The organism is Kerstersia gyiorum, from assembly GCF_004216755.1.
Lineage (GTDB): Bacteria > Pseudomonadota > Gammaproteobacteria > Burkholderiales > Burkholderiaceae_B > Kerstersia > Kerstersia gyiorum.
In genome coordinates this window covers 721461-740937 of record NZ_SGWZ01000001.1, presented here as the reverse complement: position 1 = coordinate 740937, position 19477 = coordinate 721461, and the positions used below count along the sequence as shown (strand labels likewise).

15 protein-coding genes and 1 pseudogene are annotated in these 19477 nt (G+C 64.3%); 6 read left to right on the top strand and 10 right to left on the bottom strand.

From position 1 onward, the window contains the following. Positions 1 to 179: 179 nt before the first annotated feature. The gene (locus tag EV679_RS17570; protein WP_165389943.1) at positions 180 to 356 is read right to left on the bottom strand and encodes a hypothetical protein; all 177 of its coding nucleotides are present in this window, start codon (positions 354 to 356) and stop codon (positions 180 to 182) included. Between EV679_RS17570 and bioB the strand changes: the two genes are divergently transcribed. Then, on the top strand, positions 355 to 1473 hold the full coding sequence (bioB, locus tag EV679_RS03335; protein WP_127775221.1) for a biotin synthase BioB: 1119 nt from the start codon (positions 355 to 357) through the stop codon (positions 1471 to 1473). The two genes, EV679_RS17570 and bioB, sit on opposite strands and share 2 nt — an antisense overlap. Then, a complete protein-coding gene (locus EV679_RS03330) occupies positions 1461 to 2333 on the top strand; it encodes an EamA family transporter (protein WP_130486500.1) in 873 nt (290 codons plus the stop codon). The genes bioB and EV679_RS03330 overlap by 13 nt, the downstream gene beginning before the upstream one ends. On the opposite strand, the gene EV679_RS03325 is transcribed toward EV679_RS03330, so the two are convergent. From EV679_RS03325 to EV679_RS03310, 4 genes are all read right to left on the bottom strand, one after another. Further along, positions 2271 to 3785 carry an MFS transporter gene (locus EV679_RS03325; protein ID WP_068367317.1) on the bottom strand — a complete coding sequence of 505 codons (1515 nt, stop codon included), beginning with the start codon at positions 3783 to 3785 and terminating at the stop codon, positions 2271 to 2273. The genes EV679_RS03330 and EV679_RS03325 overlap by 63 nt on opposite strands. A gap of 329 nt (positions 3786 to 4114) precedes the next feature. Next, positions 4115 to 4576 (bottom strand): universal stress protein, encoded by a 462-nt coding sequence (locus tag EV679_RS03320; protein WP_068367318.1) that lies wholly within the window; start codon positions 4574 to 4576, stop codon positions 4115 to 4117. Positions 4577 to 4739: 163 nt separating this feature from the next. Further along, positions 4740 to 5081, bottom strand: a complete 342-nt coding sequence (locus EV679_RS03315) for a protein tyrosine phosphatase family protein (protein WP_068367320.1) — start codon at positions 5079 to 5081, stop codon at positions 4740 to 4742. A 128-nt stretch (positions 5082 to 5209) separates the two neighbouring features. Continuing rightward, positions 5210 to 6658: an aminotransferase-like domain-containing protein gene (locus tag EV679_RS03310; protein ID WP_127775224.1), complete on the bottom strand. Its 1449-nt coding sequence runs from the start codon at positions 6656 to 6658 to the stop codon at positions 5210 to 5212. A gap of 159 nt (positions 6659 to 6817) precedes the next feature. On the opposite strand from EV679_RS03310, the gene EV679_RS03305 reads away from it, so the two are divergent. After that, on the top strand, positions 6818 to 7450 hold the full coding sequence (locus EV679_RS03305) for a LysE family translocator (RefSeq protein ID WP_130486499.1): 633 nt from the start codon (positions 6818 to 6820) through the stop codon (positions 7448 to 7450). Between the two features lie 20 nt (positions 7451 to 7470). Here EV679_RS03305 and pdxY read toward each other — a convergent pair whose 3' ends face one another. Both pdxY and EV679_RS03295 read right to left on the bottom strand, forming a co-directional pair. After that, positions 7471 to 8307 carry a pyridoxal kinase gene (pdxY, locus tag EV679_RS03300; protein WP_068367324.1) on the bottom strand — a complete coding sequence of 279 codons (837 nt, stop codon included), beginning with the start codon at positions 8305 to 8307 and terminating at the stop codon, positions 7471 to 7473. A gap of 249 nt (positions 8308 to 8556) precedes the next feature. Next, positions 8557 to 9159 (bottom strand): YqaA family protein, encoded by a 603-nt coding sequence (locus EV679_RS03295; RefSeq protein ID WP_068367326.1) that lies wholly within the window; start codon positions 9157 to 9159, stop codon positions 8557 to 8559. A 66-nt stretch (positions 9160 to 9225) separates the two neighbouring features. Here EV679_RS03295 and ilvA point away from each other — a divergent pair. Both ilvA and EV679_RS03285 read left to right on the top strand, forming a co-directional pair. Next, positions 9226 to 10755 (top strand): annotated as a pseudogene (gene ilvA / locus EV679_RS03290) (threonine ammonia-lyase, biosynthetic); the annotation flags it as partial. Between the two features lie 67 nt (positions 10756 to 10822). Beyond that, positions 10823 to 12142, top strand: a complete 1320-nt coding sequence (locus EV679_RS03285) for a glycerate kinase type-2 family protein (protein ID WP_130486498.1) — start codon at positions 10823 to 10825, stop codon at positions 12140 to 12142. Between the two features lie 15 nt (positions 12143 to 12157). On the opposite strand, the gene EV679_RS03280 is transcribed toward EV679_RS03285, so the two are convergent. The 3 genes from EV679_RS03280 to EV679_RS03270 all read right to left on the bottom strand — a co-directional run bounded on the left by EV679_RS03280 (position 12158) and on the right by EV679_RS03270 (position 16933). After that, positions 12158 to 13528 carry a sigma-54-dependent transcriptional regulator gene (locus EV679_RS03280; RefSeq protein WP_068367332.1) on the bottom strand — a complete coding sequence of 457 codons (1371 nt, stop codon included), beginning with the start codon at positions 13526 to 13528 and terminating at the stop codon, positions 12158 to 12160. Next, positions 13525 to 15387, bottom strand: a complete 1863-nt coding sequence (locus tag EV679_RS03275; protein WP_068367801.1) for an ATP-binding protein — start codon at positions 15385 to 15387, stop codon at positions 13525 to 13527. The genes EV679_RS03280 and EV679_RS03275 overlap by 4 nt, the downstream gene beginning before the upstream one ends. Before the next feature lie 172 nt (positions 15388 to 15559). Beyond that, positions 15560 to 16933: a dicarboxylate/amino acid:cation symporter gene (locus tag EV679_RS03270; RefSeq protein WP_415358798.1), complete on the bottom strand. Its 1374-nt coding sequence runs from the start codon at positions 16931 to 16933 to the stop codon at positions 15560 to 15562. 508 nt (positions 16934 to 17441) lie between these two features. Here EV679_RS03270 and thiC point away from each other — a divergent pair. After that, the gene (thiC, locus tag EV679_RS03265; protein ID WP_130486497.1) at positions 17442 to 19358 is read left to right on the top strand and encodes a phosphomethylpyrimidine synthase ThiC; all 1917 of its coding nucleotides are present in this window, start codon (positions 17442 to 17444) and stop codon (positions 19356 to 19358) included. Positions 19359 to 19477: the final 119 nt, after the last annotated feature.

Here is a 19477-nt window from a genome sequence, read left to right as displayed (position 1 = left end):
GAGCGCAGCGCCTGCGGCACGCAGACTGGCGTGCATAGGTTCGAATATGTTGACAATGCCCATGGCGGGATTATACGCCCCGGCCCCAGGCAGACAGCCCCATGCGTCCTGCATCGAAAGGCTTTGCCGTCGATCCAGCGCTGAAATACCGCAAAAAAGCAGCCATTTATCACAATTTGTCACAAAATACCCAGGCCATCAACGAGAAAAATATAAACGAAGATAGCTGCAATTGACCAATAAGAAGACAAAAACCATTCTATTGACGGCAACATGCAGCCAAAAACCTCTAAAAACCCAGCTTGAGATTTAATTTGGCGAACTCCTACGATCTGCTGATTACAGGAGGTCATCATGTCCCTATCCCAACAGACCCCGGCCACGACGGCTGCCGTTCCCCTTCCCCTGACGCCGCGCCAGGCCGACGCGCTGGCGCCGGCACGCAATTGGAGCCGGGAAGCCATTCTGTCCCTCTACGACCTGCCTTTCCCCGAATTGCTGTTCCGCGCCCAGGAAGCACACCGCGAACATTTCGATCCCGCCAGGATAGAGCTGGCCACCCTGCTCTCCATCAAAACCGGAGGCTGTGCCGAGGATTGCTCGTACTGCCCGCAATCGTCCCACTATGACACCCCGGTGCAGGCCGACAAACTCATGGACGTGAACGCCGTCATCGCGGCCGCACAGCGCGCCAAGGACTCAGGCGCCACCCGCTTCTGCATGGGTGCGGCCTGGAGCCGGCCGAAGCCCCGTCACATGGACGCCCTGACCGGCATCGTGCGGGCGGTACGCGGACTGGGCCTGGAAACCTGCATGACCCTGGGCATGCTGGAAGCCGAACAGGCCCAGGAACTGAGCGAAGCCGGGCTGGATTACTACAACCACAACCTGGATACCGCGCCCGAGTTCTATGGCCGCATCATCACCACGCGCACCTACCAGGACCGCCTGGATACACTGCAGCACGTCCGCGACGCCGGCATCAAGATCTGCTGTGGCGGCATTGTCGGGCTGGGCGAATCGCGCCGCGAGCGCGCCGGCCTGATCGCCCAGTTGGCCAATATGTCGCCCTATCCGGAATCCGTGCCCATCAACAATCTGGTGCAGGTTGCCGGCACGCCGCTGTCTGGCCTGGATGAACTGGACCCCTTCGAGTTCGTCCGCACGATCGCCGTAGCCCGCATTACCATGCCCAAGACTCGCGTACGCCTGTCCGCCGGCCGGGAAAAAATGCCGGAAGGCATCCAGGCGCTGTGTTTCCTGGCCGGTGCCAATTCCATTTTCTACGGCGACATGATGCTGACCACGCCCAACCCGCAGACGGATGTCGACCGCAGGTTGCTCGACCGCCTGGGCATGCGTACCAGCGCGCAACTGCCGGGAGCCGTACATGCGCACGAAGACGCCGGCAGCGCCACGAATGGGCAGCCAGCCCCGGCACGAGAAGCCTGCCACACCACATGCTCGCGCTGATCCTGGCCGTTTGCAGCAGCGTGGCCGTCACGCTGCTGCTCAAGGTGTCTGCACGGCGTGGCCGTGACCACGCCACGATGATTGCAGTGAACTACCTGCTGGCATCCCTGCTGTGTTTCATCTGGCTGCCCCCCAGCCTGTCGGGCTGGCAGAACTTGCAGACACCCTGGGGCATTCTACTGGCCCTGGGGTTGCTGCTTCCCGCAGGCTTCCTGGTCATGGGCGCGGCCGTCAAGCATGCAGGCGTCGTGCGCTGCGATGCCGCCCAGCGCTTATCTGTCTGCCTGCCATTGCTGGCGGCATTCCTGCTATTCGGCCAACCCCTGACGCCCGGCCTGATGCTGGGCATCACGCTGGCCCTGCTGGCCTTGCTGCTCCTGATGCAGCCGGCTCGCGGCGCTGCTGCGGCCGACCTGACGGCAATCCGTTCAGGCGCGAACGCGCCGGGCAGTTGGGCCCTGCTGCTGGCCGTCTGGCTGGCCTATGGCAGCGTAGATACACTGTTCAAGCAGGTTGCGCGCCACCACGACCACTTTGCCACGGTACTGCTGGCCTGCTTCGTCCTGGCAGGCATCATCATGGCAGGCTACCTGTGCTGGCGCGGCAAACGCCTGCAAACACGTGACCTCTCCTGGGGCCTGGCGCTGGGACTGCTGAACTTCAGCAATATTGTGTTCTACCTGCGCGCCCACCGCGCCTATCCGGACAACCCGGCGCTGATCTTCACCGCCATGAATATCGGCGTGATTGCCACTGGCGCCCTGGCTGGCGCCTGGCTGTTCCACGAACGTCCAGGGTTACGCGGCTGGGCCGGTGTCGCCCTTGCGGCCCTCGCCATCGTCGCGCTCTGGCCGCGCTGATGCAGCCTGCCCGGCACCTGCAGCGGGCGCGGCAGCAGGAGATACGGCCAGCGATACAGCAGACGACGCATCGCTGGCAGCCTCGGCTTGAGGTGCCGCCACGGGCTCAGCCCGCGCCGCATCGTCCTCTTGCTCAGCCGCAGGCTGGGGCTGCGGGCCCGCCTGCTCGGTCACCGGTGTATTGTCCACCGCAACGGTCTCGATATAGACATCGTCTTCGGGCGTACTGCGCGGGTCCAGCGCGGTGGCCAGCGGCGAACCATGCGAAATGTCAGGCGTCGCCACGAACTGCACCGGCGCATCGCCTGCCGGACGCATGCTGGTCACCCGGCGCGGGTTCATGATGAACACCAGCAATACGCTGCATGCCGACACAAACACGAAGAACCAGGACGGCCCGACCTTATCCATCAGCACGCCGGCCAGCAAGGGGCCGATACAGGCGCCCAGCCCGTAGACCATGAGCAGTACCGCGCTCAGGCCCACGCGCCGCTCCTGGTCAACGTGGTCATTGGCAAACGCGGTGCTGAGAGAATACAACGTGAACATCAGGATGCCCGCCAGGCCGGCAAGAATCATCAGCGCCATGGTCGGCAGGTAACTGCCCCACCACATGGGCACCACAATGACCGTCAGCAGGATCGAATTGACACGGATCAGCGCCACGCGGTTAACGCGATCGGACAGCCAGCCCATGGGCCACTGGAACAGCACGCCAGCGGCCACGGCGATGGCCACGAAAATCGCCGCCTGCGATGTATCCATACCCTGCTTGGCGGCGTAGACCGGCGCCAGGCCATAGAACGCGCCCGTCAGGTTACCCGACACCAGGATGGCAGCCAGCGCCTGGGGCACCTTGCGCACGAAATAAGGAACATCGAGCGGTGCGGGCAATTGCGCCGCCGGATGCGAACGAGCTGTGAGAGCGATCGGGACCAGGCAAATGGACAGGCAGATGGCCACGAATGTCAGCGGCCGCAGGTCCAGCACCGGATAAGCGCTCAAGGCCACCTGGCCCAGCACCGTGCCCAGCCCGGACACCAGCATGTAGAAAGCGAATACTCGGCCGCGCTGATGGTTTTCCGTCTGTTCGTTGAGCCAGCTTTCGATCGCCATGAACTGCGTCACCATGGCAAGCCCGGAAATCAGGCGAAACAGCAGCCACAGCCAGAGCGAATCGCCCAGGCTTTGCGCCAGCACCATGACGGTGGCGATTGCCGCGCACGCCACATAGGCCCGCACGTGCCCCACCCGGATGATCAGTTTATGGCCCAGGCGCGCACCGCCAACCAGGCCCAGGTAATACGCCGCGATCAAGGCACCAACCCAGATTTCACTGACAGACTGGGCCGTCAGGCGCAACGCCATGTAGGTATTGAACATGCCGGTGCCCAGGAGCATCAGCAGGGTGGCGACATACAGGGCAGAGAAGGACGTCAGGGTGGACAACATGAAAGGCGCGCTCCTCAGGCGTGAGACGGTCCGTGCAGGACCCAGGCCAGCAGTCCGCCCAGTCCATTCTGCCAGCCACGGACAGTTGCTTCCTGGCAATGGGCGTCCCAGAAACCGGGGCGCCATGCTCGGCTGCCCCGCCTGCAAGCATTATGGCCCGAGTTGCCGGCCGACCGCCACCCTGTCGCTGGCGGCAGCCCTTGCTCGCAACCGCGCGGGCAGCGAAGAACCCATGACAAACCGTTGCAGCAAAAAAAATCCCCGGCTGAACCCAGCCGGGGATTTTTTTTGACTCATGCCCGTCACCGGACATGCCCGAACCGGAAAGATCAGTCTTCGTCCTTGACGCGGTACACCAGCACGGCGGTCGAGGACAGCGACAGGACCTTGGAGGTCACGCTGCCCAACAACAGGCGCGACAGGCCGCTGCGGCCATGGCTGCCGATGAAGATCAGGTCTGCGCCGTGTTCCTTGGCGGCTTCGGCGATGCCTTCGGCGACGTTGAAGTGAGTCACGGCCTTCAGTTGCACCGGCACGCCAGCAGCCTGTGCGGCTTCACCGATCTGCTTCAGGTACTTGTCGGCCTGCTCGGCAGCGGCCTTCTCGTAGTTTTCATCCGTCAGCGCATAGGCTGCGGCCATGCCATCGAAGCCGATCGTGGCAGCGAACGGTTGCGTCACATACAGGCCGAGAACTTCGGCGCCGACGGAACGGGCAAACGCAATACCGGCATTGACTGCCTGGATGGACAGCGGGGAACCGTCGGTCGGGATCAGAATCTTTTTGAACATAACCCTACTCCTTGTTCTGTATTGATTGAAAGGTGCAACCCGGTTGCGCGAGCCCGCGCAGCTGAGAATCATACTGTTTCATGCTAGCGGAAAACCAGCCACCGCACGGCAATTCCATCCGGTCCGAAGCGATTTTGTTCAGTTTTCTTTGAGCCAGCGCAAATCAATTGCCCACGGCGGCACGGTACAGCACGCTACAGCGGGTGCCGGTACGGCAATACGCCAGGACCGGCGCCGGCAGCGTCTGGAGCAATTCGGCAAAGCGGGCAACGTCCGCTGCCGTCATGGCGCCGCTCACGACCGGCTGATACACGCACTGCAGGCCAGCGGCCTGGGCGGCAGCGGCAACGGCCTCGGCTGTCGGCTGCTCGGGGCCGGCCTCGAAATCCGGGCGGTTGATGATAACGCTGCGATAACCGGCTGCAGCCACCGCAGCCATGTCCTCAGGCTGCAGTTGCGGGGCGACGGAAAAGTTGTCGGACAGGGCGTTGATGGGTACAGACATACTGAAACTCCAGCAGGCAGGAAGGCGAATCATCCCGCAATCAATTAAATAAATTCCTCAGTCGCACAGTAGCACAGTCCTTGGCTTTCCGAAGCCACTTTCCCGGCCCGCACGCCCCCTTTTCCCTGTCAGCCCCTGGCCACGGCCAGCGCATGGCTGAGCCGCGGCCAGGCCTTTTCATCCTGCATCAGCGAAATGGAAAAACGGATATGGGTAGATGGCTGCTGCGCTGGGGAGAACAGGGAACCTGGCGCCAGCAGCAGGCCCTGGTCGGCGGCTGCCATGGCCAGCCGCTCTGCGTCCACGCCGCAATCCGTCCACAGAAACAGGCCGGCATCCGGCAGGTCGCCAGGGCCCAGCCCGAGCGCACGCAAGCGCTCATGGCTGACGCGCCTGGCGGTATCCGTCTTCTCCCGTGCACGCAGGACGTGGCGCCGGTATTGTCCGCCGGCCAATACCGAATAGACCAGGCGTTCACCCATTTCCGGCGAGCTCAGGCCGCTCAGCATTTTCAAGTCGCACAGTGCAGCAACATGTTCGGGCGCCGCCGCCAGATAGCCCACCCGCAAATTGGCCGCCATGAGCTTGGAAAAACCGCCCACCAGAATGACGCGCTTGAAGCTGTCCAGCGCGGCCAGGCGCACCGGCGTACCGCTGGACAGGTCGCCATAGGTGTCGTCCTCTACCACCATGAAATCGTAGCGCTCGGCCAAACGCAGGATTTCATGCGCCATCCTGGCCGTCATGACGTTGCCCGTCGGGTTGTGGACGACGGAATTGCACAGGAAGAAACGCGGCTTGTGCACCTGCGCCAATTCTTCCAGCCGAGCCAGGTCCAGTCCGCGCACGCTGCGCGGTACACCGATGGGGCGGATGCCCTGGGCCGCAATGTTGGCAAAGCCGACGAACCAGGAAGGGTCCTCGACCAGCACGGTGTCACCAGGCCGGGCCAGGTAGCGCGTCACCAGCCCCAAGGCATGGGTGACACCGCCAGTCGTCATCAGGTTGCTGGCGGGATTGAGTTCGACGCCGTCGCGCTGCAATATGCGCGCCACCTGCTGACGCAACGGCAAATAGCCCTCCGGCACGCCATAGTGCAGCAGATAGCCGGTCGGCAGGCGGCCCAGTCGGCGCATGGCAGCAGACAGCATATCCGGGTCGGTCCATGCGGGCGGCAGCATGCCGCTGCTGCCGGGCAGCACGTCGCCTGCGGGCGCTTCCTGGAACATGCTGCGCAACAGCCAGCTGACATCCAGCCCGGCGCGGGCTGACGGCATCGCCGGCGCCTGGGCGCTATCGGCCGACAAAGCCGGCGCCTGCACATAGAACCCCGCCCCTCGGCGGGACTGAATCAAGCCATGGGCAACCAGCAACTCATAGGCTTCGACCACGGTGAAACGACTGACCGCCGCCAGCGCTGCCATGTCGCGAATCGACGGCAGGCGCGCCCCGACGCGCAGGGCGCGCTGCCCGATCTGTTCGGCCACCTTGTCGGCCAACTGCTGCGCCAGCGGCACGCTGCTGTTGCGCGCCAGGCGCCAGGAAAAAACGGGCGTTTCGGCTTGCTCAAGTGTCATGGTCATATCACCAGGCCAGTTCAGATAACTGTTTGATCAACTGTACAGGTACTGTACCGCCATTGATGCTTACAGTGGAAGCCATGCCCGCTGCATCTGCCGGAATTTTTTCCGCTGGGCCGTTTTCCGATTTTCCGAGATTCCCGCAGGAAACTGACCATGGACACCATGCTTCCCACTGATTTGATGACCCCGGCCCTGGCCGGCTCCCTGGCGCTGTTCATGTTCGCCTCATCCATTACCCCCGGGCCCAACAATGTCATGCTGGCGGCCTCGGGCCTGAACTTCGGTTTCCGCCGCTCCATCCCGCACATGCTGGGCATCAGCCTGGGGATGATGAGCATGCTGATCCTGGTCGGCGCCGGCATGGGCAGCGTCTTCCTCAGGTTTCCGTGGTTCTATGACGTACTGCGCTATGCAGGTGCTGCCTATCTGCTTTATCTGGCCTGGCGTATCGCCACGGCCGGCGGCATGGACGACGCCGACCAGCGCGGCCGCCCCATGACACTGCTTGAGGCCCTGCTGTTCCAGTGGGTCAACCCAAAGGCCTGGATCATGGTCGTGGGCGCGATCGCCACTTATGTGCCGCAGCAGAATTTCTTCGTCAACCTGGCCCAGGCCACCTTGCTGTCCGGCGTGGTCAACCTGCCCTGCATCAGTGTCTGGGCCTGGTGCGGCACAGCCTTGCGCACCGTACTGACTGCCCCCTTGGCCGTGCGCTGTTTCAACGTGGCCATGGCACTGCTGCTGGTGCTATCGCTTTACCCCATCCTGACATCCCTGGCGCAATAACCAGACAGGCGCTCCCGGCCTCAGGACGGCCGGGGTGTTGCCGGAAAGCGCCGCGTCGGCGTCTGAATCGCCGGCATCGCCTGTGTCAGGGGCATTTCATGGGCATCTGTCGCCGCTGCCAGTTCAATGACGGCATATACCCCGCTGACAGCGTCGGCCAGGGCCCGGTCCAATTCCGCCCCGCGCAGCAGCGACACCAGGAAACGTGCCGTCATGACATCACCCGTCCCGCTGAGATCCACCGCCAGGCGCGGCGTACGTACCTGCCAGGCCTGGCCGCCCCGGCCCACCACATTGATGATGCCGCCCTGGTCATCTTCCACGCTGCTGACGACGACCACGCGCTGGCGCTCACCGCTGAGCACCGCCATGCGTCCGGCCAGGCCTGCCGGCTCGGGCACCAGCCGCTGCAATTCAAAGGTGTTGGGCGTGAGGACATCCGCCAGCGGCACCAGTTCGTCCGCGATGGCCTGGGCACAGGCTGCATCGACATACAGGCCTTTCTGGGCATCCCCCATGACGGGATCGCAGACATACAGCAGGCCGGGATGAAGACGCTTGAGCTCCTTCAGCCACTGCGCCACTTCGCGCACGATGGCGGCGCTGCCCATCCAGCCGGTCAGGACCACGTCCAGTTCCTGCGCCGCCACCCGCTGCGACAAGCCCGCGCACAGGGCACGAACGTCTTCCGCCCGGACCGGCAGACAAGCCCATTCCGGGTAATGCGGGGTATTGGACAGCAAGGTAGTCGGCACCGGATACACGGTCAGTCCGGCAGACTGCAAAACAGGCACTGCCGCACTGTTGCCGGCATAGCCGAACACCAATTGCGACTGTATGGAAACGACAGTTTTCATGGAAAGCAGCGTAGTGGCAGGATGGGCGAAAAGGCACTGACAGGCAAGCGGACGGTCAGGGCGTGCGGGGTGCAATCAAGCCCGGCCGGACACGGCCACTGTAACCAGGAGAAATATTCATCATACGCCTTTGCCGGCGGATTGACGGCCGCGCAGCTCCGAAAACAAGCAGCAAGGCAACAAACGCACCCGGCACCGCGCCGGCACGAACCTCGGCGGCGCGCAGGCGGCGCCAGCACGCCCCCAGAATCAGAGGCCTGGCAGCGCCTGCCCCGATACCCACATCAGGAAGGCCGTCATCAGGACGTAGCGCAGGAACTTGCCGATCGCCATATAGAACATGCACGGCCAGAAGGAAAAGCGCAGCCAGCCGGCGGCGGCGCACAGGGGGTCGCCCACAGCCGGCAGCCAGGACAGCAGCAAGGCGGGCGGGCCGATGCGGCGCATCCAGTTGCGGGCGCGCACATCCCAGCGCCCCGCCTTGCCCTGCCCCACGCCATCGGCCGCCTGGGCGTCGTCCCCGGTGTCATCACTGTCACCGTCTCGCGGCAGGCCTTCCTGCGCAGCCGCCAGGCGCTTGCGCCGGCGCCAGAGCACAAAAGCCCTGCGCGCGCCCAGCCCCATGGCATAGGAAATGCCGCCACCAATGGTATTGCCGGCCGTCGCCACCAGCATCGCGGGCCAGAACATATGTGGGGTCAGGCTCAGGTAGCCGAACACGACTGGCTCGGACCCCAGTGGCAGCAAGGTCGCCGAAACCAGGCTGACAATGAAAATCGCGCTCAGCCCGACCTGTGGCAATGCGAACATTTCCAACAGGCTATTGATCGCGGACATCAAGGTGCTTTCCATAGCCGAAGTTTATAGGACGCTGTGCTACTCTGGACGGTTTCCTGATTCCATTTTTCTCAACCCACCCAGGCCCAAGCGCCGAAAACCATGAACACCGATTATCTGAAACGCATCCTGACATCCAAGGTCTATGACGTCGCGGTCGAAACGCCGCTGGAATATGCCCCGTTGATTTCAGAGCGAATTCAGAACAAGGTCTGGTTCAAGCGCGAAGACATGCAGGAAGTCTTCAGCTTCAAGCTGCGCGGCGCCTACAACAAGATCGCCAATCTATCGCCAGCGGCACTGTCGCGTGGCGTGATCGCTGCATCCGCCGGCAACCATGCCCAGGGCGTGGCACTGTCGGCGCGCAAGCTGGGCTGCCGCGCCGTCATCGTGATGCCGGTGACCACGCCGCGCATCAAGGTGGATGCTGTCCTGGCGCATGGCGCGGAGGTCGTCCTGGCAGGCGAAAGCTATTCCGACGCCTACCAGCATGCCCTGACGCTGGAGAAGGAACAGAAGCTGACCTTCGTGCACCCGTTCGATGACCCGGACGTCATCGCCGGCCAGGGCACCGTTGCGATGGAAATCCTGCACCAGCACCCCGGCCCCATCGACGCGGTATTCGTCGCCATCGGCGGCGGCGGCCTGGTTTCCGGCGTAGGCGCCTATATCAAGGCGCTGCGGCCGGAGATCAAGGTCATCGGCGTGCAAACCGTGGATTCCGACGCCATGCTGCGCAGTGTGCAGGCAGGCAAGCGGGTCAACCTGACCGACGTCGGCCTGTTCTCGGATGGCACCGCCGTCAAGCAGGTGGGCCAGGAAACCTTCCGCATTGCGCGGGAAGTCGTGGATGAATTCGTGGTCGTCGATACCGACGAAATCTGCGCCGCGCTCAAGGACGTTTTCACGGAAACCCGCAGCGTGCTGGAACCCGCCGGCGCCATGGCCCTGGCTGCCGCGAAGAAGTATGCGGCCGACAACAAGCTGAAGAACAAAACGCTGATCACGATTGCCTGTGGCGCGAACATGAACTTCGACCGGCTGCGCTTCGTTGCCGAACGCACCGCCATAGGCGAACAGCGCGAAGCACTGTTCGCTGTCAGCATGCCGGAGCAGCGCGGCAGTTTCCGCCGCTTCTGTGCGCTGCTGGGTGACCGCGCCGTGACCGAGTTCAAATACCGGATGGAAGACAGCGACCGCGCCCACGTGTTCGTCGGCCTGCAGGTCAGCTCGCCCGCCGAAGCGGAGAAGCTGGCCGTCAACCTGGGCAAGCATGACTTCGAGATCCTGGACCTGACCCAGAACGAACTGGCCAAGACCCATTTGCGGCACATGGTGGGCGGCAAATCCACCCAGGCCACTGATGAACTGCTGTATCGCTTCGACTTCCCGGAACGTCCAGGCGCCCTGATGCGATTCCTGGCCGCCATGCAACCCGACTGGAACATCAGCCTGTTCCACTACCGCAACCAGGGCGGCGACGCCGCCAGCGTGCTGGTCGGTATCCAGGTACCCAGCGCCGACCGCAAGGCCTTCCGTGAATTCCTGAAAGCGCTGGACTATCCCCACGCCAACGAAACGGATAACCCGGCCTACCGCCTGTTCCTTTAACCCGCCGCCTGCCGCCGACCGGCGCAGGCAAGCCGGTCTGCGGTGGCAGCCTGCCCGGCCCGCTGCCATGACGACCCGCCACGACCCGCCCGAGTTTCTGTCCGAACACCTGCCAGAACATTTGCTGCGCAGGCTGTTCGACGCAGCCGTCGATGCCGCCGATCCGGCACGTTGCCTCCCTCCGCTGGTCGCCCGGCTGCGCGCCTGCGCCACGGGCGGACGCGTCGTGGTCATCGGCGCCGGCAAAGCCTCGGCGGCCATGGCTGCCGCGCTGGAACAGGCCTGGGATGGCCCGCTCTCAGGCCTGGTGGTCACGCGCTATGGCCACGCCGTGCCTTGCCGCCAGATAGAAATCATCGAGGCCGCCCACCCCGTTCCCGACGACGCCGGCGCTGCCGCTGCACAGCGCATGCTGGCACAGGTCGCAGGACTCGGGCCTGACGACCTGGTCATCGGTCTGTTTTCGGGCGGCGGTTCCGCACTGCTGGCAGCGCCCCTGGCCGGCATCAGCCTGGCAGACAAACAGGCGCTCAGCCGGGCGCTGCTGGCCAGCGGCGCTTCGATTTCGGAAATCAACTGCGTGCGGCGTCACCTGTCCGCCATCAAGGGCGGACGCCTGGCTGCCGCCTGCCACCCCGCGCCGATCATCAACCTGCTGATTTCCGACGTACCAGGCGACGATCCTGCCGATGTCGCTTCCGGCCCGACGGTTGCCGACGCCAGCACCTGTGAACAGGCGCAGGCCATCCTGCAGCGCTATGGCATCGAGCCTCCCGCCCCGGTGCAGCACGTGCTGTCATCCCAGGCCGCGGAATCCTGCAAACCCGGCGATCCGGCCCTGCCCGCCATCAGCACCCACCTGGTCGCCACGCCACGCATGGCCTTGCTGGCGGCAGCAGCGGCCGCCCGGGAAGCCGGCATACCAGCCTGGATACTGGGTGACGCCATCGAGGGCGAAGCCCGCGAAGTGGCCCGCGCCATGGCGGGGATTGCGCTGTCCTGCGCCCGGTACGGGGAACCCTTTGCCGCGCCCTGCGTGCTGTTGTCCGGCGGCGAAACCACCGTCACGCTGCGTGGCCAGGGACGCGGTGGCCGCAATGTCGAATTCCTGCTGGCGCTTGCCCTGGCCTTGCGCGGGCAAGCCGGCATCCATGCGCTGGCTGCCGATACCGACGGCGTAGACGGCCAGGAACCCGTGGCGGGTGCCATCATCACGCCCGCCACGCTGGCACGCGCCCGTACGCTGGGCCTGGACCCGGCGGCCTGCCTGGCCGACAACGACGGCCATGGCTTCTTCGAGCGCCTGGGTGATGGCGTCATTACCGGCCCGACACTGACCAACGTGAATGATTTCCGCGCCTTGCTGATCCTGCCCGGCCGCAACTAACGCCGGCCACAGCCATCAGGACAGATTGAGCCCGTACTTGCGTACCTTGTCGTGCAGGGTGGTCTTGGGAACCTGCAAGGCCGCGCTGGCGCGCGTCAGGTTGTTGTCATGCCGACGCAGCGCCTCGACGATCAGCGCACGCTCGAACTCCGCCACGGCCTGGGCCAGTGGACGCTCCTGGGTACTGCCATCGTCCGCGCCGCCATCGGCGGAAAACGGCGGAAAACCGGCAGCAATGCCCAGTACGCAACGTTCGGCAGCATTGCGCAGCTCGCGCACATTGCCCGGCCAGTGATAGGCCATCATGCTGCGCAGCCGGCCCGGGTCCTGCGCCAGCGGCGTGCGTCCATGCCGCGTCGCGGCCTGCAGCGCGAAGTGCTCGAACAGAATGCTGATGTCTTCGCGCCGTTCGCGCAAGGGAGGCAGGGGCAGCGTCGCCACACTCAGGCGGTAATAAAGGTCGGCGCGAAAGCCACCGCTTTCCGCCAGCGCCAGCAGATCCACCTTGGTTGCGGCGATGACCCGGCAATCCACCAATACCGGCGTATTCGAGCCCAGCCGTTCCAGCGTGCGCTCCTGCAGAACGCGCAGCAGCTTGACCTGCATGGACATCGGCATGCTCTCGATTTCATCGAGGAACAGCGTGCCGCCGCTGGCGTGTTCGATCCGGCCAATACGGCGCCGGCCGGCCCCGGTGAAGGCGCCGGCCTCATGGCCGAAGATTTCGCTTTCGAACAGGTGCTCGGGCAGGCCGCCGCAATTGATCGCAACGAAATTACCATGTCGCCGCGCGCTGGCATCATGCAGGCAGCGCGCCACCAGTTCCTTGCCGGTGCCGGTTTCTCCGTGGATCAGGACGTCTGCCTCGCTGTCACCCAGTTCTCCCACCAATCGGCGCACACGTCGCATGGGTTCCGATTCCCCCAGGATGCGTGCCTCGATGGTGTCGCGATTCTGCAGCGTGGCCCGCAATGCACGCACTTCCAACGACAGCCGCCGGTGCTCCTGCGCACGGCGCACCAGCTCCACCAGGTAGTCGGGCGAAAACGGCTTCTCGATGAAGTCGTGCGCGCCATCCTTCATGGCCTGCACTGCCAGGGCCACGTCGCCATGGCCGGTCATCAGGATGACCGGCAGCTCCGGGTCCTGCGCGCGCAGCTGGCGCAGCAAGGCCATGCCGTCCATGCCAGGCAGGCGCATGTCCGTCACCACCAGGCCAGGCGTCGCGCCAGCCTCCAGGCGCCGCAGCGCCTGTTCGGCACTGGCGACAGCCTCCACTTCAATATCGGCCAATTGCAGCGTCTGGACGCATCCCAGGCGGACGTTCTCGTCATCCTCGACCAACAGGACACCCAGGCCCGAACCGCTCGCGAGATCGCTTTTCATAGCGCGCCTTCCTTTGCTGCAATCGCCTGCGCCGCAGGCAGGTCCACGACAAACATCGCGCCGCCGGACGCCGCTGCGGCCGCACTGAGCGTTCCGCCGAAATCACGCACGATGCCGGCGGAAATCGCCAGCCCCAGGCCCAACCCGCGCCCAGCTTCTTTGGTCGTAAAAAAGGGTTCGAACAGGTGCGCCAGCACTTCCTCGGGCAGGCCGGGGCCGTTATCCGCCACTTCGATGCGCACGCGCTCGCCGTCGCGCCTGGCACTGATCCGTACCGCCGGCGACGCATGGCCTTCAACCGCATCCAGCGCGTTGCCTATCAGGTTGACCAGCACCTGTTCCAGGCGGTTGGCATCACACAGCGCTGTCACTCCCCCGGCGACCATCATGCGCATGCCTGCGCCTACCTGGCGCAGGCGCGGCTCCAGCAGGAACAGCGCATTGTCGATGGTACGGCGCACGTCCACCGGCTGCGGCGCGCCATCGGACTTGCGCGCAAACAACTTGAGCCGGCTCGTCAACCCGCCCATGGTATCGACCAGCGTGCCGATACGGTCCAGGTTGCCGCGCGCGGCGTCCAGATCGCCCCGTTCCATGAAGCGGCCCGCATTGCCCGACAGCGTGCGCAAGGCCGCCAGCGGCTGGCTCAGTTCATGCGCCAGCTCCGCCGACAACTGGCCGATCACCGCCATCTTGCCGGCATGTACCAACTCATCCTGGGCCGCACGCAGATTGCGCGTGCGCTCCTCGACCTTTAGTTCCAGTTCGTCATGGGCACGCTGCAGGGCCTCGCGCGCCTGCAGGCGTTCGCGCAGGTAGGCGCGACGCTGCTGCCACAGCAGCAACAAAATGCACACCAGGGCGGTCGCGGCGGCAGCCAGCGCCGCCCGTGTCCATGCCATCCAGGCCAGTTGCCCAGCCGGTGACAGCACTGTCAGGGTCCAGCCGGTTCCGTCCAGCGCCTGTTCCTGGGCCAGGTAGGGCGGCACGCGCCGGGCGCCGCCCTGGCGGGGTTCCGCTGCAGGCAGGCTGACCAGGTGGGTGCCGCCAGGCAGCCCTCCGGCGTCGCCCAGCCCCAGCGGGTCCAGGGGCTGGTCGAAGTACTGCAGGCTGGCGCGCAAGCGCTCGCGGTCCGCATCGGACAGCGGCCGCAAGGCCGTGAATTTCCATTCTGGCGTCGAGGCCAGAATGACGATGCCGTTGGCATCGCTCACCAGCACCGGCACCTCTGCCTTGCTCCAGGACTGTTCCAGCTGTTCCAGCCCGACCTTGACCACGGCTACGCCGGCCACCTCGCCATCTTCATAGAGCGGGGAAGACAGGTAATAGCCGGGGTCGCCACGAGTCGTGCCGACACCGAAAAACCGGCCGGCACGGCCGGCGGCAGCCTCGCGGAAATAATCGCGATAGGAGAGGTCTTCGCCCAGGAAACTGTCGGCTTGCTGCCAATTGCTGGTGGCCTGCACCTGCCCCTGCTTGTCCAGGATATAGATGACCCGCGTACCAGCCAGTTGATTCAAGCGTTCCAGGAAGCGGTTGACCGCATGTGCCAGTTCGGGGCCGGGACCGGGTTCAGGGTCCAGCCCCAGGATGGGGTCGTGGGTATCCACCGGCCGGCGTGCGACCAACAGACTCACATCCCGCTCTAGCGCCAGTGTCGCGGGCAGGAAGGCATATTTGTCGATTTGCCGCTCCAGGCTGGCGGCATACAGGGCCAGACGGCCCTGGCCGGCGCGCTGCAACGCATCGAGATCGACGCCCAGGCTATGGCGATAACCGGCCCAGCCCGCCAACGCGGCCAACAGCGCGATCCCCGGCAACAACAGCCCCAGTCTGCGGAAAAAACGGGATACGGGCATCAGGTTGATCCAGAAAGGAAACGCTCCGGGCATCATAGCAGAGCCTTCCCACCCGCCCCTGGCGGCGGACATGCCTGGCCTTCCCTGGGCCTGCCGGCCAGCGCGCAGCCGGCCCCCAACGCAAGCCCGGGATCGGACGTATGCCGACGCACAGCCGGCATACGCATGCGGATCACGCAGCCCGGCTCTCGCCGTGGGCAACGGCGGAAGCCGCCGCGCCGGCTGGCGCCAGCCCTTCGGCAGCCACCTCATCCTCCAGGCCATCCGCCAGCGCTTCATCGGGCCCGCCCAGCCCCCGCTCCCATTTGGCCACGACTGCCGTTGCAATCGTATTGCCCAGCACATTGGTAGCACTGCGTCCCATATCCAGGAAGTGGTCTATCCCCAGAATCAGCAGGATTCCGGCTTCCGGCAAACCGAACATGGGCAGCACGGCGGCCACCACCACCAGGGAAGCGCGCGGCACGCCGGCGATACCCTTGCTGGAAACCATCAGCACCAGCAGCATCAGGAACTGCTGCTGCAGGGACAGCGGAATATCGTAGGCCTGCGAGATGAACAGCGCCACGAAGGTGGTGTAGATCATCGAACCATCGAGGTTGAAGGAATAGCCCAGCGGCAGAACGAAGCCGATCAGGCGCTTGCGCACCCCGAAGGCCTCCAGCTTTTCCATGACCAGCGGGTAGGCCGCTTCGCTGGATGCCGTGGAAAAGCCCAGCAGCATGGGCTCGCGCACGGCGCGCACCAGGCGGAAGACATCGCGGCCCAGCACCATGAAACCCGCGCCGATCAACACGATCCACAAGGCCACCAGCGCAATCGCAAAGCACAGCATGAAACGGCCGTAGACCAGCAGGATACCCAGCCCTTCGGTGGTAATGATGTTGGCGACCGCGCCAAACACACCCAGCGGCGCAAAGCGCATGACATAGTTCGTCACGCGCAGCATCACAGGCACCAGCCCTTCGATGGATTGCGCCAGCACCAGCGAGGTCTTGTCGCGCAAATGGCCCAGCGCCAGGCCAAAGAAGACGGCGAACACCAGGATCTGCAGGATCTCGTTGTTTGCCATGGCTTCGATGAAGTTGCGCGGCACCACGTGCAGCAGGAAATCATGCAGATTCAGCGAACCGGTGCTGAGCCCGGAGCTGGCGTGAACGTCGGGCAAGGGCACGCCGACATTGGCGCCAGGCTGCAGCAAATTGGCGAACAACAGGCCCAGCAGCAGCGAAATGAACGATGCCATCATGAACCAGCCGACCGCCTTGCCACCGATGCGACCCACCGCCCGGCCGTCGCCCATGCTGGCCAGGCCCGCCACCAGGGTAGCGAAAATCAGCGGGGCGATGATCATCTTGATCATGCGCATGAACAGCTCGGTCAGCAACGCGAAGTAGCCCGCAATTTCCTTGGCCTGCGCTGCGCTGCCCGCCCACAAATGGCAGGCATAGCCGACAACGATACCCACGACCAGGGCAATAAGTATCCACTGGGTCAGCCGGTTCATCTTGGGTTTCTTGCCCAGGGCAGGCGGTGCGGGCGGCATGGAAGCCCCGCCGCCCTGCTGCGCGGCACCGAATTCCTTCCTGGAACCCGTCAATTCGGCTGCATGCTGGGCAGTGGGGGTTGCGCTATGGCGTGTCGTCATTGTTTTCTCTCCACCTGTAGATACCGGCCGTGACCGGACGCAGATATCTAGCAAGCTTCATGCCAACTTCCAGGACCTGACAAAAAAACCCAACCCATTGAAAAAAATAATAAAAGCCGTTTACCCATCAGCGCACTATCCGAAAAACCGGACAAACCTGTTTTTTTTCGTACGGAAATCCGTACGTCGCCTTTCGGCACATGCAGGTTCCCCTGATTCGCCAGCTGCGCTTATACTGGGCGCCACGCAGGGGTACATCCCGCCGCTTATCGCGGCGTGATTGTTGAGAGAGTCCCTTCGTACCAGTACGGATAATGCCGACGCTGGGAGCGTATGCCGGGCGTCTCTGCGCGCCCGGTATCCTTTCCCTCTCGGCTCCACGATTCCTTCTTCATGGAGCTTCACCTTGAATCAAAAAGCCAACTTCCTGGCCGCCACGGCCCAGGTCGACGCGGCAGCCATCGCACCGCTTCCCCAATCCCGCAAGATCTACCAGACCGGCTCGCGGCCCGACATCCGCGTCCCGTTCCGGGAAATCACCCAGGAGCGCACCCCGACGCTCTTCGGCGGAGAGGAAAATCCGCCCCTGACGGTGTATGACACCAGCGGCCCCTATACCGACCCAGATGTGCAGATCGACATCCGCCAGGGCCTGCCGGCCCTGCGTGCAGGCTGGATCGCCGAACGAGGCGACACCGAACAGCTCGACGGCCCCGGTAGCGCCTACGGCCAGGAGCGCCTGCGCGACCCCAAGCTGGCGTCCATGCGCTTCGGCCTGCAACGTCCGCCCCGGCGGGCACTGGCTGGCGCCAACGTCACGCAGATGCACTACGCGCGGCGCGGCATTGTCACGCCGGAAATGGAATTTGCGGCCATCCGCGAAAACCTGCGGCGTGAACAAACCATCGAAACCTTGCGCGCCAGCGGCCCGGAAGGCGAAAAAATGGTCCGCCGCCTGCTGCGCCAGCACCCCGGCCAAAGTTTTGGCGCCAGCATTCCGGCGAGCATCACGCCGGAATTCGTCCGCGACGAAATCGCCCGGGGCCGCGCCATCCTGCCGCTCAACATCAATCACCCCGAAATCGAACCGATGCTCATCGGCCGCAATTTCCTGGTGAAGATCAACGCCAATATCGGCAACTCGGCGGTCAGCTCCGGCATCAGCGAGGAGGTCGAGAAAATGACCTGGGCGATCCGCTGGGGTGCGGATACGGTCATGGACTTGTCCACGGGCAAGAATATCCACGAAACGCGGGAATGGATCATCCGCAATTCGCCCGTACCCATCGGCACCGTGCCCATTTACCAGGCGCTGGAGAAGGTCAACGGCAAGGCGGAAGACCTGACCTGGGAAATCTTCCGCGATACGCTGATCGAACAGGCCGAACAGGGCGTGGACTACTTCACCATCCACGCTGGCGTGCGCCTGCCGTTCATCCCCATGACGGCCGACCGCATGACGGGCATCGTGTCGCGCGGCGGTTCCATCATGGCCAAATGGTGTCTGGCGCACCACAAGGAAAGCTTCCTCTACACACACTTCGAGGATATCTGCGACATCATGAAGGCCTATGACGTCAGCTTCTCGCTGGGCGACGGCCTGCGGCCCGGCTCGGCCTATGATGCCAATGACGAAGCCCAGTTCGCCGAACTGAAAACCCTGGGCGAACTGACGCAGATCGCCTGGAAGCACGATGTCCAGGTGATGATCGAAGGCCCTGGCCACGTGCCCATGCAGATGATCCGCGAAAACATGGAGCTGCAGCTGGAGCACTGTCATGAAGCCCCCTTCTATACGCTGGGGCCGCTGACGACAGATATCGCGCCGGGCTACGACCACATCACTTCCGGAATCGGCGCGGCACTCATCGGCTGGTATGGCACGGCCATGCTGTGCTATGTCACGCCCAAGGAACACCTGGGCCTGCCCAACAAGAAGGATGTGAAGGACGGCATCATCACCTACAAGATCGCCGCCCACGCCGCCGACCTCGCCAAGGGCCACCCTGGCGCGGCCATCCGCGACAACGCACTGTCCAAGGCACGCTTCGAGTTCCGCTGGGAGGATCAGTTCAACCTGGGGCTGGACCCGGACACCGCACGGGAATTCCACGACGAAACCCTGCCCAAGGACTCCATGAAGGTGGCACACTTCTGCTCCATGTGCGGGCCGCACTTCTGCAGCATGAAGATCACCCAGGATGTGCGCGAATATGCGCAGCGCCAGGGACTGGAAGCCGGCAAGGAGGCGCTGGCGGTCGGCATGCAGGAAAAGGCGGTCGAATTCCGCGCACGTGGCGCAGAAATCTACCAGACCGTCTGACACCCTGGCCCGGGAAGCCGCAGATGCAGGCCTTGCCGCGTACCCGCCAGGCCACGCTTGCTGCATTGCAGCGAGCGTGGCCTGTCACCTGTGCCTACAATGCCTGTTTGGCCGCGCCG